Source organism: Thalassobaculum sp. (genome assembly GCF_040219215.1).
Classification (GTDB): domain Bacteria; phylum Pseudomonadota; class Alphaproteobacteria; order Thalassobaculales; family Thalassobaculaceae; genus Thalassobaculum_A.
Window position 1 is genome coordinate 184524 of the sequence record NZ_JAVJSX010000044.1, and the last position, 22374, is coordinate 206897.

22 protein-coding genes are annotated in these 22374 nt (G+C 67.5%); 9 read left to right on the forward strand and 13 right to left on the reverse strand.

Annotation, left to right across the window (positions count from 1 at the left end; all coding sequences use genetic code 11):
- The first annotated feature begins 4 nt into the window (after positions 1 to 4).
- Both RIC54_RS26095 and RIC54_RS26100 read left to right on the forward strand, forming a co-directional pair.
- Positions 5 to 727 carry a CbtA family protein gene (locus RIC54_RS26095; protein ID WP_350094175.1) on the forward strand — a complete coding sequence of 241 codons (723 nt, stop codon included), beginning with the start codon at positions 5 to 7 and terminating at the stop codon, positions 725 to 727.
- A 99-nt stretch (positions 728 to 826) separates the two neighbouring features.
- Positions 827 to 1771: a 3-hydroxyacyl-CoA dehydrogenase gene (locus RIC54_RS26100; protein ID WP_350094178.1), complete on the forward strand. Its 945-nt coding sequence runs from the start codon at positions 827 to 829 to the stop codon at positions 1769 to 1771.
- Between the two features lie 9 nt (positions 1772 to 1780).
- Here RIC54_RS26100 and RIC54_RS26105 read toward each other — a convergent pair whose 3' ends face one another.
- Entirely contained in the window at positions 1781 to 3013 is a 1233-nt protein-coding gene (locus tag RIC54_RS26105; protein WP_350094181.1) for an MFS transporter, read from the reverse strand.
- A 115-nt stretch (positions 3014 to 3128) separates the two neighbouring features.
- Here RIC54_RS26105 and RIC54_RS26110 point away from each other — a divergent pair, with 115 nt between their 5' ends.
- The gene (locus tag RIC54_RS26110) at positions 3129 to 3923 is read left to right on the forward strand and encodes an aspartate dehydrogenase (protein WP_350094184.1); all 795 of its coding nucleotides are present in this window, start codon (positions 3129 to 3131) and stop codon (positions 3921 to 3923) included.
- A gap of 21 nt (positions 3924 to 3944) precedes the next feature.
- Here the strand turns inward: RIC54_RS26110 and RIC54_RS26115 are convergent, their stop codons facing one another.
- Positions 3945 to 4325 carry a VOC family protein gene (locus RIC54_RS26115; RefSeq protein WP_350094187.1) on the reverse strand — a complete coding sequence of 127 codons (381 nt, stop codon included), beginning with the start codon at positions 4323 to 4325 and terminating at the stop codon, positions 3945 to 3947.
- On the reverse strand, positions 4322 to 5224 hold the full coding sequence (locus tag RIC54_RS26120; protein ID WP_350094190.1) for an Fpg/Nei family DNA glycosylase: 903 nt from the start codon (positions 5222 to 5224) through the stop codon (positions 4322 to 4324). Before RIC54_RS26120 ends, RIC54_RS26115 begins: the two co-directional genes overlap by 4 nt.
- 105 nt (positions 5225 to 5329) lie before the next feature.
- On the opposite strand from RIC54_RS26120, the gene RIC54_RS26125 reads away from it, so the two are divergent.
- Complete coding sequence (locus RIC54_RS26125) at positions 5330 to 6322, forward strand: NAD(P)H-quinone oxidoreductase (protein WP_350094193.1); 993 nt, start codon at positions 5330 to 5332, stop codon at positions 6320 to 6322.
- A gap of 63 nt (positions 6323 to 6385) precedes the next feature.
- On the opposite strand, the gene RIC54_RS26130 is transcribed toward RIC54_RS26125, so the two are convergent.
- Both RIC54_RS26130 and RIC54_RS26135 read right to left on the reverse strand, forming a co-directional pair.
- The gene (locus tag RIC54_RS26130) at positions 6386 to 8086 is read right to left on the reverse strand and encodes a thiamine pyrophosphate-binding protein (RefSeq protein WP_350094196.1); all 1701 of its coding nucleotides are present in this window, start codon (positions 8084 to 8086) and stop codon (positions 6386 to 6388) included.
- 214 nt (positions 8087 to 8300) lie between these two features.
- Positions 8301 to 8756 (reverse strand): VOC family protein, encoded by a 456-nt coding sequence (locus tag RIC54_RS26135; protein ID WP_350094199.1) that lies wholly within the window; start codon positions 8754 to 8756, stop codon positions 8301 to 8303.
- Between the two features lie 167 nt (positions 8757 to 8923).
- Here RIC54_RS26135 and RIC54_RS27095 point away from each other — a divergent pair, with 167 nt between their 5' ends.
- Positions 8924 to 9286 (forward strand): GFA family protein, encoded by a 363-nt coding sequence (locus RIC54_RS27095; RefSeq protein WP_502989690.1) that lies wholly within the window; start codon positions 8924 to 8926, stop codon positions 9284 to 9286.
- Between the two features lie 258 nt (positions 9287 to 9544).
- The gene (gene dapA / locus RIC54_RS26145) at positions 9545 to 10462 is read left to right on the forward strand and encodes a 4-hydroxy-tetrahydrodipicolinate synthase (protein ID WP_350094205.1); all 918 of its coding nucleotides are present in this window, start codon (positions 9545 to 9547) and stop codon (positions 10460 to 10462) included.
- Between the two features lie 15 nt (positions 10463 to 10477).
- Here the strand turns inward: dapA and RIC54_RS26150 are convergent, their stop codons facing one another.
- The 5 genes from RIC54_RS26150 to RIC54_RS26170 are packed head-to-tail and all read right to left on the reverse strand — an operon-like array spanning position 10478 to position 15952.
- On the reverse strand, positions 10478 to 10678 hold the full coding sequence (locus tag RIC54_RS26150; RefSeq protein ID WP_350095040.1) for a thioredoxin domain-containing protein: 201 nt from the start codon (positions 10676 to 10678) through the stop codon (positions 10478 to 10480).
- Positions 10679 to 10738: 60 nt separating this feature from the next.
- Positions 10739 to 11350, reverse strand: coding sequence for a sarcosine oxidase subunit gamma (locus tag RIC54_RS26155; protein ID WP_350094208.1), 612 nt, complete (start codon positions 11348 to 11350; stop codon positions 10739 to 10741).
- Positions 11343 to 14384, reverse strand: coding sequence for a sarcosine oxidase subunit alpha family protein (locus tag RIC54_RS26160; RefSeq protein ID WP_350094211.1), 3042 nt, complete (start codon positions 14382 to 14384; stop codon positions 11343 to 11345). The genes RIC54_RS26155 and RIC54_RS26160 overlap by 8 nt, the downstream gene beginning before the upstream one ends.
- Positions 14381 to 14659: a sarcosine oxidase subunit delta gene (locus RIC54_RS26165; protein ID WP_350094214.1), complete on the reverse strand. Its 279-nt coding sequence runs from the start codon at positions 14657 to 14659 to the stop codon at positions 14381 to 14383. Before RIC54_RS26165 ends, RIC54_RS26160 begins: the two co-directional genes overlap by 4 nt.
- A 36-nt stretch (positions 14660 to 14695) precedes the next feature.
- Positions 14696 to 15952 (reverse strand): sarcosine oxidase subunit beta family protein, encoded by a 1257-nt coding sequence (locus RIC54_RS26170; RefSeq protein WP_350094217.1) that lies wholly within the window; start codon positions 15950 to 15952, stop codon positions 14696 to 14698.
- A 101-nt stretch (positions 15953 to 16053) separates the two neighbouring features.
- Between RIC54_RS26170 and ggt the strand changes: the two genes are divergently transcribed.
- Positions 16054 to 17829 (forward strand): gamma-glutamyltransferase, encoded by a 1776-nt coding sequence (gene ggt / locus RIC54_RS26175; RefSeq protein WP_350094220.1) that lies wholly within the window; start codon positions 16054 to 16056, stop codon positions 17827 to 17829.
- A 6-nt stretch (positions 17830 to 17835) separates the two neighbouring features.
- Here ggt and RIC54_RS26180 read toward each other — a convergent pair whose 3' ends face one another.
- On the reverse strand, positions 17836 to 18468 hold the full coding sequence (locus RIC54_RS26180) for a hypothetical protein (RefSeq protein WP_350094223.1): 633 nt from the start codon (positions 18466 to 18468) through the stop codon (positions 17836 to 17838).
- 156 nt (positions 18469 to 18624) lie between these two features.
- Here RIC54_RS26180 and RIC54_RS26185 point away from each other — a divergent pair, with 156 nt between their 5' ends.
- Both RIC54_RS26185 and RIC54_RS26190 read left to right on the forward strand, forming a co-directional pair.
- The gene (locus RIC54_RS26185) at positions 18625 to 20097 is read left to right on the forward strand and encodes a peptidoglycan DD-metalloendopeptidase family protein (RefSeq protein WP_350094226.1); all 1473 of its coding nucleotides are present in this window, start codon (positions 18625 to 18627) and stop codon (positions 20095 to 20097) included.
- A 10-nt stretch (positions 20098 to 20107) separates the two neighbouring features.
- The gene (locus tag RIC54_RS26190) at positions 20108 to 20530 is read left to right on the forward strand and encodes a bactofilin family protein (protein ID WP_502989691.1); all 423 of its coding nucleotides are present in this window, start codon (positions 20108 to 20110) and stop codon (positions 20528 to 20530) included.
- 14 nt (positions 20531 to 20544) lie between these two features.
- Here the strand turns inward: RIC54_RS26190 and RIC54_RS26195 are convergent, their stop codons facing one another.
- Positions 20545 to 21579: a threonine ammonia-lyase gene (locus tag RIC54_RS26195; RefSeq protein WP_350094232.1), complete on the reverse strand. Its 1035-nt coding sequence runs from the start codon at positions 21577 to 21579 to the stop codon at positions 20545 to 20547.
- The gene (locus RIC54_RS26200) at positions 21515 to 22366 is read right to left on the reverse strand and encodes an alpha/beta fold hydrolase (RefSeq protein WP_350094235.1); all 852 of its coding nucleotides are present in this window, start codon (positions 22364 to 22366) and stop codon (positions 21515 to 21517) included. The genes RIC54_RS26195 and RIC54_RS26200 overlap by 65 nt, the downstream gene beginning before the upstream one ends.
- Positions 22367 to 22374: the final 8 nt, after the last annotated feature.

The window sequence follows — 22374 nt, forward strand, 5'->3', positions numbered from 1 at the left end:
CTCGATGATCCGCCAGGTACTGTTCTCCGCGGTGTTGGCCGGCCTGCTGGCAGGGTTGCTGACCTCCGCGCTGCAGGCGGTCACCACCACGCCGCTGATCCTGCACGCCGAGACGTTCGAGGCAGGCGAGGCGCCGGCGGCCCACGACCATGGTACCGCCGCGGCTGCCGGTCACAGCCACAGCCACGGCGAGGATGCCTGGGCGCCGGGCGACGGGATCGAGCGGACCGTCTACACCACGATGGCGAACATCGTCGGCGCCACCGGATTCGCGCTGTTGCTCACGGCCGGTTTCGTGCTGCGCGGCGATGCCGTCGACGGCCGGCGTGGCGTGTTGTGGGGCCTTGCCGGATTCGCCGCGATGACGCTGTCGCCGTCGCTGGGCCTGCCGCCGGAGGTTCCAGGCAGTGTCGCCGCCGAACTGTCGGCTCGACAGGTCTGGTGGATCTCGGCGGTGGTGACCGCGTCGGTCGGCCTGTGGTTGCTGGCATTCGGGCGTTCGGCGCTGTGGAAGATCGCTGGTGTGGCGGTTCTCGCCGTGCCGCACATTGTCGGGGCACCCCATCCGCACGGCGGTGAGGTGGGTGCGGCGCCGCCGGAACTGGCGGCCCAGTTCGCCGCGACCTCGATCGTCGTGTCGGCGGTTTCCTGGGCGCTGATCGGCTGGCTTGCCGGCACGTTCTTCGAGCGGTTCGGCCGGCCGCGGCTGGCGACCGCCACCGCCTGACACCGGGTCCTTTCGGGGACCGATCTCCCTCGCTACACTTCCTCGACTTCCGACGCGCCCACCGGTGCGTTCGTCCACAATGACGTTCGAGGATGCGCCATGCCTGAGACCTTCGCCGTTGCCGGCGCCGGCCTGATCGGTCGTGCCTGGGCCATCGTCTTCGCCCGTGCCGGCGGTCGGGTTCGGCTGTGGGACGGCGTGCCGGCCGCGCTGGACGCCGCAATGCCCTTGCTGCGCGCCAACCTGGACGACCTGGAGGCGCAGGGCCTGATCAACAGCGCGGCCGAAGTGGCCGGCCGGATCGAGACCGTGCCCAGCCTTGGCGACGCGCTGCGCGGTGCGGCATGGCTGCAGGAATGTATTGCCGAGCAGGTCGAGCCAAAGGCGACTCTGTTCGAGGAGGCCGATCGACTAGCCGAGCCCGAGGCGATCCTGGCGTCCTCGTCGTCGGCGATCACTGCGTCGCGTTTCACCGAAGCGCTGCCGGGCCGGCTGCGCTGCCTGGTCGCCCATCCGGTCAACCCGCCCTATCTGGTGCCGCTGGTCGAGCTGTGTCCGTCGCCGTGGACCGATCCAGCCGTGCTGACCCGGGCGCGGGCGGTGATGGAGGGGGTCGGCATGGTGCCGGTCGCGGTCAACCGCGAGGTCGACGGCTTCGTCCTGAATCGCCTGCAAGGCGCGCTGCTGGCCGAGGCGTTCAAGCTGGTCGCCGACGGGGTCATCTCGGCCGACGACCTGGACAAGACGGTCAAGGACGGGCTGGGCCTGCGCTGGTCGTTCATGGGGCCGTTCGAGACCATTGACCTCAACGCTCCCGCCGGGGTGGCCGACTACTGCGCGCGCTACGGCCCGTTCTACGAGCGGCTGCAGGCCGAGCAGGCGCCGGTCCTGGCGTGGGACGAAGGCCTGGTGAAACGGATCGAGGCCGAACGACGCAAGCAGTTGCCGGCGGACGGGCTGGCGCAGCGCCAGGTGTGGCGGGATCGCCGGCTGATGGCGCTGCTGCTCCACAAGCAACAGTCGGACGAGGACCACGGCGGATAGGTTCCGGCGTCACCGCTCGACCAGATCGTCCAACCGGTCGATCCGCCGGATTCCGGGGAACAGCCGCCACCACAGCGCGGTGATTCCGACCGTCACCACCCCGCCGACCAGGACCGCCGCCACCGTGCCGATGCCGCCGGCCATGACGCCGGCCCGGAAGTCACCCAGTTCGTTGGAGGCGTTGATCGACACCGAGTTCACCGCGCTGACTCGGCCGCGCATGCCGTCTGGCGTGGCGATCTGCACCAGGGTCTGGCGTATGTAGACGCTGACCATGTCGGCCGCGCCGTAGATCCCGAGGAACAGCAGCGACAGCCAGAACGTCTCCGACAGGCTGAACCCGACGATCGACAGGCCGAACACCGCCAGGGATGCGAAGAACATCGGCCCCATGTGGCGCGGTGCGGCCACCTGGGTCAGCGCCAGCCCGATGACCAGGGAGCCGACCGCCGGCATGGCGCGCAGCAGGCCAAGTCCGTCCGGGCCGACATGCAGGATGTCGCTGGCGAACACCGGCAGAAGCCCCATCACGCCGCCGAATAGCACTGCCATCAGGTCAATCGAGATCGCACCCAGCACCAGCTTGTTGGCCCAGACATAGGTGAAGCCGCCGAGCACGGTGGCGAGGCTGAACGGTTCGCGGGCCTGGACCTTCAGGCGGGCCGAGATGGCGGCGGCGCAGACGCCGGCGGTCGCGAACAAGGCAAGGGTCGTCCAGTACACGCCGTTGCCGGTCCAGGCGATCAGCAGGCCGCCCAACGCCGGTCCCAGCAGCTGCGCCGCCTTGCTGGCCGAGGACGAGTAGGCGATGGCGCTCGGGAACAGCGTCCGCGGCACCAGGTTCGGCAGAATCGCCTGACTGGCGGTGTGGTAGAACGAACGGGCGGCCCCGTGCAGCACCAGCACCGCCAGGATCGGCGCGACGGCCGCCGCGTCGGTCCACAGGATCGCCAGCAGCAGGCCGACGACGATCGCGTGCACCAGGTTGCAGGCCATCAGGATGCTGCGCCGGTCGAACCGGTCGGAGGCAAGCCCGGCCACCAGGAACAGCGCCAGCGCCGGTGCGAACTGCGCCAGCCCGACCAGACCGAGGTCCACCGGATCGTGGCTGATCTGGTAGACGTGCCAGCCCACCGCGACGGTCAGCGCCTGCACCGCAATGGTGTTGCTGCTGCGACCGGCCACAAACAGCAGGAAATCGCGGTTGCGCAGGAGCGGTGTCGGTGGAGAATCGTCGGTCATGGCTGCGTTGGTCCGAGGCGGGGCCGCAACTATACGGGTGATGCGGGACTTCGTCCTCCCGCAGCGTTAGGCTCCGTGCGATTACCCAAATCGAACACTGCAAGAGAGTGGTTTAATGCTGCGTCTTGGTTTGATCGGTGCGGGCGCGATCGGCGCGCATGTCATCGAGCTTGTGGCCCGCGACCTTTCGGATCGCGTGATGATTCCGGCGGTGCTGGTGCGTCGGCCGCGGCCGGTTGGTCCGGGGCCGAAGATGCTGGCTGACCCGGAGGCGTTCCACGCCGAGGCATTCGACGTGGTGCTCGAAGGGGCTGGCCATCAGGCGGTGCGCGACCACGTGCCCCGGCTGCTGGAGCGCGGGGTCGACGTGGTAATGACCTCGATCGGCTCGCTGACCGACGACGCATTGCATGCCCGCTGCCGGGCGGCGGCCGAGCAGGGTGGGGCGACCCTGACCCTGGCATCGGCCGGGATCGGCGCGCTCGACATCCTGTCGGGGGCGGCGATGGGTGGCCTGGATTCGGTTGAGATGGTGGTGCGCAAGGACCCGAGCGCCTGGTTCGGCACCGCGGCCGAAGGCGTCTACGACCTCGCCGGGATGCGCGAGCCGACGGTGATCTTCGAGGGCAGCGCCCGGGAAGGCGCCGCCACCTACCCGCAGAACGTCAACATCTCGGCCGCCGTGGCGCTTGCCGGCATCGGCCTGGACCGCACCCGGCTGACCATAGTCGCCGATCCGACCATCGACACTCACGTGATTGAGGTGCGGGCCCGCGGCGCCTTCGGTTCGTTCAGCTTCGTGGAGGACGTCGCGGTTGCCGAGGAGAACCGCAAGACCGGCAAGATCGTGGCCATGGCCGTGGCGAAGACCATCCGGCAGCTGGTGTCTCCAATACGAATTGGCGGTTAATCAATAAGATGTGATTTCAAGTTAATCTGATTTAGGAAACGTGACCGCTTCGATCTTGTTGCCGTTCGGATCGTGGATGAACGCACCATAGTAAGTGGTGACCGCGGCCTGCCGTGGGCCGGGGGCGCCGGAATCGGTGCCGCCGAACTCCAGCGCGGCAGCGTGAAACGCCCGCACGGCGTCTTCGTCTGGTGCGCGCAGGCAGACGTGGCTGCCGGTATCCGCCGCGACCGGTGTCATGCCTTCGCGCAGGTTCAGCCAGAACTCGGGATAGCGCTTGCCGAAGCCGACGGTGCGCTCGCGCTCGACCATCCGGACCAGCCCGAGCGGGGCCAGCACCCGGTCGTAGAACGCGGCCGACGCCGTCAGGTCGCGCACGGCGATGGAAACATGATCGATCACGGGCTGCCTCGCTTGCGTTCCAACTCGTCGATGGTCTTTGGCCAATCGGATTTGAGCACCTGGGACAGCGCTCGGTCCGCCAGCAGCTTGCCGCCGGTCTGGCAGCGCGGGCAGTAGTTGGTCTCACTGACGGCGTGAACGATGCGCTGGATCCGGGTGGCGCAGACCGGGCAGGGCTTGCCGTACTTGCCGTGGGCGGCCATCGCCGGGCGGAACGCCGTTGCCTTGGTCGGCCAGCCATTGCCGACTTCTTTGCGCCCGCGCTCGATCCAGGCCAGCAGGGTTCCTCGGGTCGCCTCGAACAGCCGGGTGACCTCGTCTTCGTCCAGGCGTTGCGACAAAGCGATCGGCGACAGCTTGGCTGCGTGCAGGATCTCGTCGGAATAGGCGTTGCCGATTCCGGAAAACAAATGCGGGTCGGTCAGTGCGCGCTTCAGCGTGTGGTTCTCCGCCCGCAGGGCCGCGGCGAATCCGTCACGGTCAACCTCCAGCGGCTCGACCCCGCCGGGATCATGGTCGGCCAGCGCCGCCGCGCCGCGCACCAGATGCAGGCTCGCCCGCTTCTTCGACCCCATCTCGGTCAGGATCAGCGTGCCGGTGTCGAAATCGAACGCCGCCAGCCCCTTCCTGCCCGGCAGGACGGCTGCCGGTGCGGCCCATTGCAGACGTCCGGCAATCATCAGGTGCAGCACCAGGAACAGGTCGTCGTTCAGCGCGATCACGATGCGCTTGCCGAGCCGGCGCAGGCTCTCGACCCGGTGCCCGATGGCGGATCTGATCGGCGGATCGACGCTGCGGACCAGGAACGGGCTGGCGACCCGCAGCCCGGTGATTTCGGCGCCGAGGATGCGGCGCTCCAGCGCCTCCAGGTAGATCGCGATGTCCGGCAGTTCCGGCATGGCATGAGTGTCGTCCGCCCGCCGGTCGCGGGCAAGCGGCCGACGGGCTTTTCCCGCACCGCCCGGCGGGCTACGTAAGGGACCGCAGTTTCAAGGGAGACGATCATGGCCGACCTGCCCGCGACAATGACCGCCATCGAGATCACCGAACCCGGCGCGCCCGAGGTGCTGAAGGCCGGGACCCGGCCGGTACCGGCGCCGGGCGACGGTGAGGTGCTGGTCAAGGTGGCGTTCGCCGGGATCAACCGACCGGACTGCCTGCAGCGTGCCGGCGGCTACCCGCCGCCGCCGGGCGCGTCGGACATTCCGGGGCTGGAGATCGCCGGGACCGTCGCGTCGGTCGGCAAGGGCGTGTCGCGCTGGAAGGTGGGCGATCAGGTCTGCGCCCTGGTGGCGGGCGGCGGTTACGCCGAGTACTGCGCGGCCCCGGCCGACACCTGCTCGCCGGTGCCGGCAGGGTACACGCTCGCCGAGGCGGCGGCCCTGCCGGAGAACTACTACACGGTCTGGACCAACGTGTTCGAGCGCGGCCGCCTGCAGAAGGGCGAGACCATCCTGATCCACGGCGGGTCGTCCGGCATCGGCACCACCGCGATACAACTGGCTCACGCGTTCGGCGCCCGGGTTATCGCGACCGCCGGCTCGGCCGACAAGGTCAAGGTTTGCGAGCAGTTGGGAGCCGAGCGCGGCATCAACTACCGCGACGAGGACTTCGTGGCGGTGATGAAGGAACTGGGCGGTGCCGACGTCATTCTCGACATGGTCGGCGGCCCCTACATCCAGCGCAACATCGACTGCCTGAAGCTGGAAGGCCGGCTGGTACAGATCGCCTTCCTGCAGCCGCCGGTGGTCAAGGAGTTCAACTTCCTGAAGGTCATGCTGCAGCGCCTGACCATCACCGGCTCGACCCTGCGGCCGCGCACCGTCGCCCAGAAGGCGGCGATCGCCCGGCAACTCGAGGAAAAGGTCTGGCCGCTGCTGGAAGCCCGCACGGTGAAGCCGCTCATCCACTCGACCTTCCCGCTCGACGATGCCGCCGGCGCCCACGCCCTGATGGAATCGAGCCAGCACATCGGCAAGATCCTGCTGGAGGTCTAAGGAGGCCGAATCCGCAGTGGCGTCCCGGCACCGCGCCGGGACGCCAGCATAGGCGGGTGCGGCTCAATGCGTCGCGTCGGCCGGGATCGGCTTGTCGAAGCCCATGATCGGCGCTGCCGCTTCCGGGTCGATCACCGCGTTGATCACGTAGGGACCGGGGCAGGCGAGACCACGGGCCAGGGCGCCGGCCAGGTCGGCCGGGTTGGACACGCTCTCGCCCGAGCATTTCAGGGCGCGCGCCACCTCGGAATAGTCGACCTCCATGAAGTCGCACTCGATGTAGCTGCCCATCGCCAGTTCTTCCCAGTGGCGCTGGAAGCCGAGGGTTGAGTTGTTGAACACCACCACCAGCACCTTCACCCCATAGCGCGCGGCGGTTTCCAACTCGTTCATCACATAGCCGAAGCCGCCGTCACCGGACACGCAGATGACGCTGCGCGCCGGGTCGGCGAGCTTGGCCCCCATGGCGGCCGGCAGGCTCCAGCCGATGCCGGCGGTGCCGCGCGGCGACAGGATGAAGCGCCCCGCGGTGGTGGTGTCGAGCTGGCTCATCGCCCAGCCGGTGACGTAGCTGGCGTCGGTGACGATCAATGTCGAAGCGTCGGACACGCGCCCGATCTCGGCGAACACCCGCTCCGGGCGCATCGGCTGGCGGTCGGAGGTGGCGACCGGGGCGATCTCGCGCGCCCAGGCTTCCTTCAACTCGGCCATCCGCCCGCCGTTGCCGCGGTCGGTGCGCTCCAGCCCGGCGGCACGGCAATGCGCCAGCAGGTCGCGCAGGGTGTCGCGCACGTCGCCGATCATCGGCAGGTCGGTGTGGAAGTTGCGGCCGACCTCGACCGGGTCGACGTCCAGGTGGATCAGCGTGGTGCCGGGTTTCGGCAGGGTCCAGTTGCTGTAGCAGATCTGCCCGGTGCGCGAGCCGAGCACCATCACCACGTCGGCCTCGGTTAGCAGGGCGTTCGACACCTTGCCGCGGCCGTACAGCCCGCCGGTGGTGGTGCCGAGCACGCCGGCCGAGAGCGGGTGGTCGTCGGCGATGGCTCCCTTGCCGGTCATGGTGGTGGCGACCGGGGCGGCAAACCGCTCGGCCAACTCAGCGATCTCGGCGAACGCGCCCGACGCAACGCTGCCGCCGCCGGCGACGATCAGCGGTCGCTCGGCCTTGGCCAGCAGTTCGGCGGCACGGGCCACCGAAGCGGCGTCGGCGCGCGACCGGATTGCGGGGAAATGCGCGTAGGCGGCGTCGGCGTGCGGATCGCCGTCGGTCTCGGTTGCCATCACGTCGCTCGGGCAGATCAGTGCCACCGGTCCTGGCCGACCGGTGGTGGCGATGCGGAACGCCGAGCGCACCAATTCGGCGGTGCGTTCGGGGTAGTCGATGCGGATCACCGCCTTCACGAACGGCGTCAGGGCGGCGGCGTGGTCGAGCGCGCTGCCGGCGTGCCGGCCTTTCAGCTTCAACGGGTGGTCCTGGACCAGCGCGATCACGGGCACCGAGGATTGCAGCGCTTCCAGCAGCCCGGTGATCAGGTTGGTCGCCCCCGGCCCGGAGGTCGACGCGCATACCCCCGGCCGGCCGGTCGCCTGGGCGTAGCCGTGCGCCATGATCGCTCCGTGCTTCTCGTCGCGTACCGTCACCACCTTGGTGACCGCCCGGTCGACCGCGTGGAACACGTGGATCGGATCCTCCATGCCGAACAGGCAGGTGACGCCATGGGCTTTCAGGGTTTCGTACAGGATGCGGCCGGCGGTGGCGTGCATGGGGGACTCCGGGGAATGCGTATGGGGATGGGGAGGAGGTTCGACAACTCTCCCCAACCTCACGGCGAATGGGAAGAGCAAACACGGCCGGCACGGTTCGTTCAGTCGGGAGATGTAGATTGGACTGCACCGGTAGCCCCAACTCCACCGCGCCGGTTCGCGGTGCGCTGTGGGTTCAAGGTACAGCCTGACGAAATCAGCCGTATCGACAGGACTAGCCGGAGGTGCCGCCCATAACTTCAGCTATCCGCCCCACAGCCTCATTGGCCGGGAAGTTCAATTCGACCTTCACGCCGTTCGGGTCGAGCAGGAACAGCTGATAGGCGGTGACCAGGTCGGCACGGCGTTCGGTGAAGGCCACGCCCTTGTCCTTCAGATGCGCAATGGTGGCGTCCAGGCCGGTGGCCCCGAAGGCCACGTGGTCGACCACCCCGGTCCCCTCGACCGCCTGGGACTGCTGCCCGACGTACTGCCGGCGCTGCGCGCTGACGGCGGCACCGCCCTCGGTCAGGTGCAGCACGTCCTTGCCGCCGAGATACAGCCAGCGAACAGGAAATCCGAAGTCCGGATGCGGACCCTCCTCCAGCCCGAGCACATCGACGTACCAGTCGACGGTGGCGTCCAGGTCAGCCACCTGGATCAGCAGGTGCTGGAGGTCGGTTAGCGGCATGGATCCCTCCTGGGGGCATCGGTCAAGTGATGACGCAATGCAGTCTAGCGACCGATCGGCAACAGGTGGCGAGGAATTGTTGGCGCTGTGTGCGGAGTGGGTCGCAGGCCTTGAAGGTTGGCGGTGCTTTGGCAAGATCGCGATGAACTTCGCAACGGAGGGAAACGGTGATCGAGGCTTCCTGCCACTGTGGTGATGTTCGGCTGACGTGCGAGAGCGCTCCAATCGACGTGACGGAGTGCAACTGCTCGATCTGCCGGCGCTTAGGGGTCCTCTGGGCTTACTACTCACCCGGCATGGTGCATTTGGCACCAGCCGACGCCGCTACCGATGTATACATGTGGGACGACCGGTCAATCCGATTTCATCGGTGCCGGACCTGCGGCTGCGTGACCCACTGGTCGGCCGTCGACAGCCGCGTTGACCGGATGGGCGTGAACGCCCGGCTGATGCCGCCGGACGCAATCGTCCGTGCCCGGGTCCGCCGTCTCGACGGCGCGGTGACTGAACGCTACCTGGACGAACCGTGACTGAGCCGATCAACCGCCGCACGGACCGATTGACAGCCGCCGCGCGCTCCCAGACAGTTCCGCCATGTGCATGTGTCGCTACAGCTTCGTCCTGAAAGCCAAACCGCTCCTCCACACGGGGAACGGTCTCCTTCGCACGTCCTGAGCGCACCGCGCATCACCTGAGCGAACGACTACCACCATCCCCGGCCGGTTCGGACGGGGATTTTCGCATGCGCTCCCACGCTCCACCGGCCCGTCCCCGAAGGAGCACGCACCATGCATTCCACTTCCCACTCCACGATGGCCGGTGTCTGGCTGCCGCTGGTCACGCCGTTCCGCGACGGCGAACTGGACGTCGCCTCGGTCCGCCGGCTGATCGATCACTACGCCGAACTGCCGGTCGACGGGCTGATCCTGGCGGCTACGACCGGCGAGGGCCTGACCCTCGACACGGACGAGACCGAGCGCCTGGTGGCGGTCGCCGCCGAGGTTGCACACGGTCGGCTGCCGATCTGGCTCGGCCTGTCGGGCAGCGACACGCGGCGAATGGCGGATACGGTGTCGCGCACCAGTGCCTGGCCGATCGACGGCTATCTGATCGCCTGCCCTTACTACTCGCGACCGACCCAGGACGGCATCATCGCTCACTTCACAGCTTTGGCCGGGCGCACTGCCAGGCCGGTCGCCCTGTACAATATCCCGTACCGCACCGGGGTGAACATGACCAACGACACCCTGCGGCAGCTGGCAGAGGTCGCGAACATCGTCGGCCTGAAGGATTGCTGTGCCGATGCGGCCCAGTCCTTCGATCTGCTGACCCGGCGTCCCGACGGCTTCTCGGTGATGACCGGCGAGGACGCGTTGTTCTACAGCGCGCTGGTGCATGGCGCCGACGGCGGCATCCTGGCCTCGGCCCATGTCGAGACCGCGGCGTTCGCCGGGATCCGCGCGCTGCTGCGTGACGGCGACCAGGGCGATGCTTTGGCGCGCTGGAGCGACCTGGCCGAGGTGCCGAAGCTGCTGTTCGCCGAGCCGAGTCCGTCGCCGATCAAGCACTGGCTGTGGCGCGCCGGCCTGATCGCCAGTCCGGAAGTACGGCTGCCGATGATGAGCGTCAGTGATGGGTTGGCGAAGCGGATCGACGCCGAGATGCTGCGGCGCGGTGCGCTGGGAGCGGAATCGGCGGTGGCATAGCGCTGCCGTTCGTCGTCATGGAGGTCCCGGATGCGTTCCGCCTGTCGGCGGTCCGCTCCGGGAGGTCACCGGTGAGGCATAGAGCGTTCCGGCATCTGAAGTCTTAAGGGCGGGGATCTTGCCGAGCGGGTTCAGGGGCCGGAGCGCCGCTTCATCGGCAGGGTTGGTGAAAACCTCTCGAACGTGATCAACGAGCCCGGTTTCGGCCAGGGAGATCTCTTGACCTTACGGACGTAGGGCGAGGGGTATGAAGAGTGTCGGCGCATTGGTCTTGCGCTAAACCAGCCGATAGCCGAACTCGGCGGCGGCTTCGCACAGGCTTTCATGCAGGCTCTGGGCAAAGCCGCGCATGGCGTGGATGTCGAAGGTGCCGGTGCCGCGGCGCCGGTCGATGGTGACCGACAGGTGGAACAGCCCGGTCTGGGCGGCCGCGTTCTCGGCAAAGGCGCGCGGGTGCAGGTCGATGCCGGTGCCCTTGGCCAGTGTTTCGCGCACCCGTGGTCCGCTCAGCCGCAGGATGGCGCGGCCATGACCCTGGTCGACCAGGCTGCCGCCGGCCGGCTCGACCGCCGCACGCAGCCTTGCCTCAAGTTCGGTGCCGTCGCCGCCGAGCAACATCCATCGCTCCGGTCCGATCCAGATCGCCCGGAACTCGCCGCCCGAGCTGGCATGCCCGGGATCGGGCAGGGCGATGCCGAGGCTGTCGGACACGGCGCGGGCGACCGCGGCAGCGGTGTCGCGCCGGGAGTCGAGCTGGATCGCGATCAGGCCCAGGCGGCGGGTGAAGGTGACACCCGGCCCACTCGGTCCGGGGATGCCGTAGTCGCCGGGGATCCAAACGGCGTCGAGGGCAGAGCGGCGCGGCGGCAGTGTCGTGATCTCAGCCATGGAGCTTCTTGCCCTCCGGGTCGACGAAGCAGGTTTCGGTCACCCGCGCCCGGACACGGATGCCCCGCAGGGGAAACACCGCCCAGATCTCCTGGCCGATGCGCTCTCGCCCCCGGGCGAGCAGGCCGAGCGAAATCGGATGACCGACCGTCGGCGAGAGATAGGCGCTGGAAGTGACGTGCCCGAGCTTCGGCATCGGGGTGGCTGCGTCCGGATCGTCGACCAGGATCGATCCGGCGCGGATCCGCGAGACCCCGTCTACCGGCACCAGCCCGACCAGCTTCGGTCGGTCCGGATCGGTTAAGGCCGGCTTGTCGAGCATGCCGCGACCGACGAACCACTTCTTGGTGCTGGCCATGCGTCCCAGGCCGAGATCGTCGGGGGTGGTGCGGCCGTCGAGTTCCGGTCCTGCCACATGGCCCTTCTCGATCCGCATGATCCCCATGGCCTCCAGCCCGTAGGGGCGGATGCCGTACTCGGCCCCGGCGTCCATCAGGGCTTCCCACACCGCGATCCCCCAGTCGGCCGGTGCGTTGATCTCGTAGCCGAGCTCGCCGGAGAAGCTGATTCGGAAGATCCGCACCGGCACGCCCCGGATGGTCGCGGCGACGGTGACGCCGAGATAGGGCAGGGCTTCGTTGGAGACATCGGTGCCGGGATCGACGGCGGCAGCCAGCACCTCGCGCGCCTTCGGCCCGGCCAGCGCCATGCCGGCCCACTGCTCGGTCACCGACGATACCCGGACGTCCAGGTCCGGCCAGACCACCTGGAGATACCACTCCAGGTCGGCCAGCACCTTGGCGGCATGCACCGTGGTGGTGGTCGTCAGGAAGTGGGTGTCGGACAGACGCGAGGTGGTGCCGTCGTCGTCGACCAGCCCGTCTTCGCGCAGCATCAGACCGTAGCGTGCCTTGCCGACAGGCAGCGCGGCGAAGCCGTTGCTGTACACCCGGTTCAGGAACTCCGCCGCGTCCGGTCCCTGGACGTCGATCTTGCCGAGGCTGGAGACGTCGGAGATCCCGACCTTGGTTCGGGTGGTCACCACCTCGTCGGTGATCGCCCGGTCCATCGTCTCCTTCGACGCTGTCTCGCCCGGCTGCAGATAGTATTGCGGACGCAGCCACGGCCCGGCTTCGACGAACACCACGCCATTGGCGGCGTGCCAGTCGTGCAGGGCGGTACGGCGGATCGGTGCCAGGTGGCGGCCGGTCGTGCGGCCGGCAAACGCGCCCATCGCGACCGGGGTGTAGGGCGGACGGAAGGTGGTGGTGCCGACCGTCGGGATCGACTGCCCGCGCGCCGCCGCCATCAGGGCATGGCCGTTGATGTTGGAAGTCTTGCCCTGGTCGGTGCCCATGCCCAGCGTGGTGTAGCGCTTCAGGTGCTCGACCGACACGAAGCCCTCCCGGTGGGCCAGTTCGATATCCTCCACCGTGACGTCGTCCTGGTGATCGACGAAGCGCTTCACCTTCTTGCCGGGGCTGCCCGGAACCGACCAGATTGCCTGCAACGGGGCGGTCGGCGCTTCGTCGGTCATGGGCACATCCGGTGCGGTGCCCGTGCCAAATCCGCACGCCGCCGCCGCCTCGGCGCCGGCCGTAAAGCCGTCGGACAGGCAGTCGGACAGCGCGAACCGGCCGCGCGCGGCACCGATCGTTACGATCCCGCCACGCACCGCTCCCGGCAGGAACGCTGCGATCTGGTCGTTCCATTCGGCCTTGCCACCGGCGTGGCTGTGCAGGTGGATCGACGGTGTCCAGCCGCCGGAATGGGCGATCAGGTCGCACGGCACGAACCGGCTGTTGCCGACCGTCCCGCCCTGGCCGTCCAGCCGGGCGACGTCGCAGCCGACCAATCCCATGCGGCCATACGCATTGGTAACGGCGCTGCCTTCTGCGACGTCGAATCCGGTGGAGAGCGCCCGCTCTCGCCAGGTGCCGTGACCGCCGCTTCGGGTATCGAGGATCTGCGTCACGTCGATGCCGGCCGCAGCCAGATCGAACGCTGTGCGGTAGCCGTCGTCGTTGTTGGCGACCACAACGGCGCGACGGCCCGGGGTCACGGCGAAACGGTTGAGGTACGTGCGCACGGCACCGGCCAGCATGACGCCGGGCCGATCATTGCCGCCGAACACCAGCGGCCGCTCGATCGCCCCTGCCGCGACGATTACCCGCTGCGGGCGGATGTGCCACAATCGCTGCCGCGCCACATGGGCCGGCGGAACCGGCATGTGGTCGGCCAGCCGCTCGACCGCGCCCACCAGATTGTTGTCATAGACGCCGAAGGCCGTGGTGCGGGTCAGAACCCGGACCTCGGGCAAGTCGGCCAACTCGGCCGCCACCGACGCCGCCCAGGTCATCGCCGGCTTGCCGTCCAGGGTGTCCCGCTCGCCGCGCAGCCGGCCGCCCAGTCCGTCGGTCTCGTCCACCAGGATTACCCGCGCACCGGTACGTCCGGCGGCCAGGGCAGCGGCCAGTCCGGCCGGCCCTGCGCCGACCACCAGCACGTCGCAATGGGCGTTCATGGTCTCGTAACCGTCAGGATCGTGCTCAATCGTGCCGGCCCCCATGCCGGCGGCGGCCCGGATGCGCTTCTCCCAGAAATGCCAGCCGGGGAAGCCCATGAAGGTCTTGTAGTAGAAGCCGGCGACCAGGAATCGCGACAGCAGGTCGTTCACTTCCATGGCGTCGAAGTGCAGGCACGGCCAGCGGTTCTGGCTGGTCGCGGTCAACCCGTGGAACAGCTCGACCATGGTGGCGCGGGTGTTCGGTTCGCGCCGCGCGCAGGTGCGCAGCTCGACCAGCGCGTTCGGCTCCTCCGGTCCGGCCGACATGACGCCGCGCGGGCGGTGATACTTGAAGCTGCGGCCCACCACCGTCACGCCGTTGGCCAGCAGGGCCGAGGCCAGGGTGTCGCCCGCGTAGCCGCGATAGCTGCGCCCGTCGAAGGTGAAGGACAGCGGCTTCAAACGGTCGATCGCGCCTCCGGTCGGCAGGCGATGGCTCTGCTCTGTGGCCAGGCGTCCGAAGATCATCGCGCGGCCTCCAACGTGTCGTCCGGCCGGCCGGCAGCCAGGACCTCATGGGTGGCGGTGTCACGCAGAACCTTCAGGTAGGAGCGGCAACCCTGGACATGGTGCCAGTATTCAAGATGGGCGCCACGTGGGTTGTCACGCAGGTAGACGTAGCGATGCCAGTCCTCGGGGCTGGCCGCGGACGGGTCGGCCGGCCGGACCTTGGTGGCGTCGCCGACATAGCTGAACTCGTCGTGGTCGCGCGGGCCGCAGTGCGGGCAGGGGATGCGGATCATCGTGGGTCCTCGGCGTGGGCGTCGTCGGGCGGGAGGTCAGTGCAGCTTCGGGGTCGGCCCCTTGCCGCCCTCGTCCAGCAGATGACCGGTGGCGAAACGCTCCAGCGACAGCGCCTCGTTGAACCGGTGCGGCTTGTCCTCGGCGATTGTGTGGGCGAACACCCAGCCGGAGCCCGGTGTCGCCTTGAAACCGCCGTAGCACCAGCCGGCGTTCAGGTAGAGGTTGTCGATCGGCGTCTTGGAGATGATCGGGCTGCCGTCCATCGACATGTCCATCACCCCGCCCCAACTGCGCAGAATCCGCACCCGGCGGATGTTCGGCATCATCGCGCAACCGAGCGCCATGACGTTCTCGACGGTCGGCAGATTCCCGCGCTGGGCGTAGGAATTGTAGAAGTCCAGGTCGCCGCCAAGGACCAGCCCGCCCTTGTCGGACTGGCTGATGTAGAAGTGCCCGGCGCCGAAGGTCACCACGCCGTCGATGAGTTTCTTCAGCGGCTCCGACACGAACGCCTGCAGAACGTGACTTTCGATTGGCAGTTCCAGGCCGACCATCTGGGCCACCCGCGAGGTGTTGCCGGCGACGGCCATGCCGACCCGGCCGCACCCGATGGTGCCACGGCTGGTCTTGACTGCGGTGACCCGGTCGCCGTCGCGCTCGAACCCGATGACCTCGCAATTCTGAATGATGTCGACGCCGAGCCGGTCGGCGCCGCGGGCGAACCCCCAGGCCACCGCGTCGTGGCGGGCAGTACCGCCGCGCGGTTGCAAAAGGCCGCCATAGATCGGGAATCGGGCGTTGTCCGAGAAGTCGAGATACGGGTACAGCTTCTGGACATCGCGGCGATCGAGCAGTTCGGAATCGACCCCGTTCAGGCGCATGGCGTTGCCACGCCGGGCGTGAGCATCCATCTGTCCGTCGGAATGCGCGAGGTTCAGGACCCCTCGCTGGCTGAACATGACGTTGTAGTTGAGGTCGGCGCTCAGCCCTTCCCAGAGCTTCAGGGAGTGTTCGTAGAAATGATTGTTGCCGTCGAGCAGGTAGTTGGAGCGCACGATGGTGGTGTTGCGACCGACGTTGCCGCCGCCGATATAGCCCTTCTCGAGAATCGCGACGTTGGTGATGCCGTGGTTTCGGGCCAGGTAGTAGGCGGTCGCCAGCCCGTGGCCGCCACCGCCAATGATGATCACGTCGTAGGTTTTCTTGGGCTCCGGGTCGCGCCAGGCGCGTATCCAACCTTTGTGGCCACCGAGCGCTTGGCGCACCAGACTGAAGACGGAATATTCGGCCATCGGACCCTCCCTGCGGTGCCACTCTGCCGCAAGCCGGCGCGGGTGGCGAGAGTCGCGTCGGACGCTTATTGTCCAAAAGACGACCGACGGAGGATCAACACTTGAACCAGCGGCAGCGTCTTCCGACAGGGCTCGGAGCACGGCCCGATCGACGGGCGTTTCTGGCCGGTGCCAGCGGTTTGGTATTGCTCGGCTCCACGTCTCCGGCCTGGGCCACACTGGGGGCACCGGCGCTCGACGGCTCCGACCGGATCATCCCTTCCGAAGCCCGCTACGGAATGGTGGCCAGCCGGGAGGCGATCGCGGCGCGGGTCGGCGTGGACGTATTGTCTGCAGGAGGCAACGCGGTCGATGCTGCGGTGGCCACGGCGTTCGCCCTGGCAGTGACCTTGCCGCAAGCCGGCAACCTCGGCGGCGGCGGCTTCATGCTGGTCCGGCCCGCCGGTGGAATGCCGCCGGTGGCATTGGACTTCCGGGAGACCGCACCTGGCAAGGCCACGCGGGAACTGTTCCTGGGAGCGAACGGCGAGGTCGACAACCAGCTGGCGCGGTACTCCCACCGGTCCGTCGGCGTGCCGGGTTCCGTCGCGGGCTACGCCGATGCGTTGGCGCGATGGGGGACATGGCCACTGGACCGTGCGATCGAGCCGGCGATCCGGCTGGCACGAGACGGATTCCCGATGACCCGATCGCTGTCGCGCGATATCGCCCGGTCGTTCGATCGACTGTATCGCTGGCCACAGTCTCGGGGGATCGTGGCCAAGGAGGACGGCAGTCCGTACGAGCCAGGTGAGATCTTTCGGCAGCCGGATCTGGCGAACACCCTGTCGCTGATCGCGCGTGACGGGCCCGACGGGTTCTATCGGGGGCCGATCGCGGTGGCGATTGCCGATGAGATGCGGCGCAATAACGGCCTGATCAGCGAGGCCGACCTGGACGGTTACCGGACGGTTGTTCGGGAGCCGGTGCGCGGCACCTATCGGGGGGTGGAGATCGTGTCGATGCCGCCGCCCAGCTCGGGCGGCGCGTTGCTGATCCAGATGCTGAACGTCTTGGAGGGATGGCCGATCGGCGACCTCGGATTCGGGTCGGCCGAAACTATCCACCGGATGACCGAGGTGATGCGGCGCGCCTACGCCGATCGCTTCAAGCACTTCGCCGACCCGGCGTTTCATCAGGTACCGCTGACCGGGCTGATCTCCAAGGATTACGCAGAGGCGCGGCGGGTCAGCATCGACCTCGCGAATGCCACCGCGTCCGCGACGCTCGGACCCGGACAGCCGAACGTGTACGAGAGCAACAACACCACGCACCTGTCGGTGATGGACCGCGAGGGCTGTGCCGTAGCCCTCACGACCACCCTGAATTTTGCGTTCGGTACCGGGATCGTAGCCGAGGGCACCGGGATCTTTCTGAACAACGAGATGGACGATTTCACGGCGCTGCCCGGCGCCTCCAACGGCTTCGGGCTGGTCCAGGGCGAGGAGAACGCGATCGAACCCAACAAGCGGCCGCTGTCCTCGATGTCGCCGACCCTGGTGCTGGACGGTCCCAACACGGCGATCGCCACCGGTGGCCAGGGCGGCAGTCGGATCATCACTGCGGTCCTGCAGACCCTGATGAACACGCTGGACCATGGGATGAACCTCGCCGAGGCGACGCTGGCACCGCGGATCCATCATCAATGGCTGCCCGACGAGTTGGCGGTCGAAGAGGGGTTCTCGCCGGATACCCTGGCCCTTCTTGGGCGAATGGGGCATCGGGTCGTGGTGAAACGGCCACTGTCGACCGTCCAGAGCGTGCGCCGGGTCATCGAGGGGTACCGGGGAATGTCGGATCCACGCCGGCCGGAGGGACTGGCTGCCGGACCGGACTGACCGGGGTCAGCCACGCCGCGCGCGCTCGTCCAGGCGAAGGGTGATCGATGCCGCGATCGATGCGGCTTCGGCCGCCATTGCGTCGACCAGGGTTCGGGACAAATACCCGCCCAGGTAGCCCCGAAGCCGCTCTTCGATCGTCCGGCCCGGTGAACTGTCGGACGCGGAAGCCCGGTCTACAAGTTCGACAAGCCGTCGCTCGACCAACTGCAGGCGTAGCGGATTCGCCGCGAGCCAACGCGGTGCGTGCCGGCGTACCGACTCGATCGAAGGGTCCTCGGCGACGAATCGGCGCGTCATGGAGCCGTCGCGATCCGGTCCGAGGCGGGCGATCAGTTCCACGGACACCCACGCGAACCACCAGCGCCACGGGTCGGCGCGAAGGGTGCCGTCATCGTAAACGTCCTGCATGTAGTGCAGCGTCACCATGGGGGCATCGGACTTCAGGCGAACGATCTGCGGTGGCAGCGCCGTCACCGTAAGAACCCGCAGATGCTTGTCGATCGGCGCTTTGGCGCCCGGCGTGGGCAGGATTCCGACCGAGCGTTGCAAGGCTTCCAGGTCTCGGATGTCGAACCAATGGCGCACCGCCATTGCCACGCCACGGATCTGGTCATTCAGGTCCAGATCGTCCGCCAATTCCGACTCCAATTTGAAGCAGACGGTCCATCTGCGGTAACTGCCTTGCCTATGATAGCGGCGAAAGCTAACTTTCGCCTGCACGTGGGAGAGACGTAGCGGGGGATCGGGCGGGCAGGTCCGACCTAAACGACGTAATCGACGGGGGAAGGCCGTATGACAGACGACGCCAGGGGATGGGCGCCTCGCCTGAAGGGCGTTGTTCGTCGTGTGGTTCCTGAACGGCAGGTCATTCTTCGCACCGACGGCGAGACCCGGTATGTCCGACTGACGACCGGTGTTCAACTCGCGGTCATTGCCGGATGGCTGGCGGTGGCCGGCTGGGTTGGCTTTGCGACTGTCGGCTACTACACACAAGGGACCATGATCCTTGCCAAGAATCAGGCAATCGATCGGTCGCGCCATGCCTACCGCAAGCTGCTCGACCAGGTGTCGGACTATCAGCTGTCGATCGTCGGCATCACGCGGGACCTGAAGGAAACCGAAGCGCATCTGCGCCGCCTGTTCAGCCAGAACGAGGCGTTGAAGCAGGACCTGACCTCGACGGCCGTGGCCTTGCGGACGTCGGAGGTCGAGCGTTCGCGCATCGCGTCGTCACGTGTCGCTCTCGGCGACCAGTTGGAGTTGCTCGGTTCCGAACTACGTCAGATTACCGGCAAGAACAACGCGCTCGAGGCGCATATAGGCACGCTGCGCCGTCACCTGGAGACGATCGAGGCCGAAAAGGCGGAGATCGCGGCTGAACGCGCGGCACTCGACGATCGCATGTGGGCGCTCCACAACGATCTCGAAGCGTCGAACTCAAAGGTTGCGCTGCTTCAGAACAATGTCCGGGCGCTCAAGGGCGATCTGCGCACGGTGATCCTGGAGCGCAGCGCGATCGCTTCCGACAATGACGGCTTGCACGGCCAACTGTCGGCCCTGCAGCGGACGCTGGAGGAGGAGCGGGACCTGCATCGCACCGAGCTGCGGCGCATTGCGGACCGAGCGCAGCAGAACATTCGGACGGTCGAGGAGGTCATCCGTCGGACCGGCCTGAAACTCGATACGATCGTTCCGCTGCCGGACAAGGAACTGATGGGGCAGGGCGGGCCGTTCGTACCCTACCACCCTGACATGCGGACAGATGACGAAGACGACGACACGCTTCGCGGCTCGCTGAACCAGCGCCTGGAGCGGTGGTCGAAGCTTCAGGGGGTGTTCGTCGCGTTGCCGCTGGTCTCGCCGCTCACCGACTACCGGATCACCAGCCGCTACGGCCCGCGGGTCGATCCGTTCAACGGCCGCACGGCCATGCATGATGGCCTGGATATGGCGGGACCCTACAAGCAGCCGGTGACGAGCACTGCGGATGGAGAAGTGGTGTTCGCCGGCCGGCGCAGCCGTTACGGGCGGGTGGTCGAGATCGACCATGGACACGGCTTGATGACGCGATACGCCCATCTCGCTAAGGTTACCGTTCGTCGCGGTGAGACGGTCAAGATCGGTCGCACGATTGGGCTTCTTGGGTCGAGCGGACGGAGTTCCGGGCCGCATGTCCACTATGAGGTCCGCTATCACGGCAAGGCTCTGAATCCGGCCAAATTTTTGAAGGCGGGCAGTTATGTTCAGTCAAAAGAAATCAACTAAGCCGGAGGCTGTGGCGTTGAAGCCCGCGGCCCCTTCGATCATCAGTTCCGATCTCTCGATCAATGGAAATTTGAACAGCGGCGGCGACATTCAGGTCGACGGCACGGTTGAGGGCGACATCGTCTCCAAGAAGTTGACGGTCAGCAGTTCAGCGGTGGTTCGTGGCGCGATCGAAGCCGAGACAGTGGTGATCGCCGGATCGGTCACTGGTCAGATCAAGGCCAGACATGTCACGCTGATCAAGACCGCCCGCGTGATCGCCGACGTGGTGCAGGAGCGGCTGTCGATCGAGCCGGGTGCGTTCTTCGAGGGCAACTGCCGACACTTCCCGCCCGAGGGCGAGAAGAAGGTCCTGTCGCGGCTGGAACCGATCAAGCCGGCAGTGCGGCGCGACGGCGAGGCGCTGGTCGCCACGGCCGAACCCGTCACCTGACGCAGGTTTTCCGGTCAGCCACTCAGGACCTGGCGAAACATCGCGGGGTCCACGTTGCCACCCGATGCAACAGCGACGATCGTCTGACCGGCGGTTGGGAATTTTCCCGATAGCGCGGCGGCGATCGCTACCGCCCCTCCGGGCTCGACCACCAGCTTGAAATGTTCGAACGAGGCGCGCATGGCGTTTCGCGCGTCATCGTCGCTGACAGCGAGGCCGCCCGCGAGAAGGCGTCGATTGAGTTCGAACGTCAGGATACCGGGGGTCGGCGACAGCAGGGCGTCGCAGATCGACCGCGCGTCCGACGGATTGGCCTGTCGGCGACCCGCTTGGAGGGAGCGGCGGGTGTCGTCGAACTGTTCCGGTTCCACACACCAGACCGGCACGCCCGGCAGTGTTTCGGCCAGTGCAAGGGCGGTACCGGACACCAATCCGCCGCCGCCACAGCACACCAGAACCGCGTCAGGGCGCACGCCGAGCGCCTTCACCTGCTCGGCAATTTCGAGGCCGACCGTTCCTTGCCCTGCAATGATCCCGGGATCGTCGTATGGCCGCACGACGGTCGCACCGGCGCGGTTGGCAATCTCGGCGCCGATGGCGTCGCGATCGTCGCGATGCCGGTCGTACAGCACCACCTTGGCGCCCAGGGCCTCGGTGTTCGCGCGCTTGATGGCTGGTGCGTCCGACGGCATCACCACCGTGGCGGGCAAACCCATGATCCCGGCGGCGGCGGCCACTCCCTGAGCGTGATTTCCGGATGAGAATGCGACGACGCCGTTGCTCCGTGCGGCTTGGGGGATCAACGAAATACGATTGTATGCGCCGCGGAACTTGAACGAGCCGGTTCGCTGCAGCGGCTCCGCCTTGATCAGCAGACGGCCACCGATCTGTGCGTTCAAGAGCGGCGCTTCGAGCAGCGGCGTGCGAACCGCAACGCCTAACAGCCGTTCGGCTGCGGCACGGATATCAAGGACAGTGGGGAGGTCAGACGTTGGCGAGGAAGTCATCGAGTGCCTTCGTAAGGGGCGGTTCACCAAGTGTCGGGGCATGCCCGACACCGTCCAGGGTCACCTGTCGTATGCACGGATGAACCCGTCCCATCTGCTCGAATGTGTCGGCGGACAGCAGCATCGAGACCGATCCGCGGAATGCAAGGACGGGAATCGGGCGCAGCGCAAGGAACAGCGGCCAAAGATCGGTCGCGCGCGCCGTACCGTGCTGCAGCGGCTTGACGACGGCCGGATCCCAGTCGACGTGGAGCAGGCCGTCGTCGCCCCGTCGGAACGTGTTCTCCGCGAACGCTAGCCACTCCTCGTCGGTGCGCAGCGAGAGGTCCGGAATCATCCGCCGAAGTTCGGCAACGGCGGCCGGCCAGTCCGGTTGCGGGCGGTCACGCCCCATATAGTCGATCAGGTAGTTCGCTCCGTTCGGTACGGCTGCAGGCCCGACGTCGTTCAGGACCACTCCGGCAAGCGCACCGGGCATGACGACGGCCAACGCCATGGCCAGGATTCCGCCGAGCGATGTGCCTATGGCAATGAAACGGTGAAGGCCGGTGGCGATCGCCACATGCTGGATGTCGGCGACGAGTGTGCGTGGGTCATAGGCGCGCCAGTCGCTCTCGCGCTCCGAACGGCCGCGCCCGCGATAGTCCAGCGAGACCAGGCGGCGCGGTGCCAGGCGATCCGCGATGTGCGCAAAATCCCTGGAGGTCCGTGCAAAGCCCGGCAGCCCGAGCAGCGGCAGCCTGGGGTCGAGAGGGTCGCCCCAGTCGGCGACGAACATGCGCCGACCCGTCCGGTTGGTGACGAAGCGCTCACGCGGCGCGGCGGGCATGGGGCAAC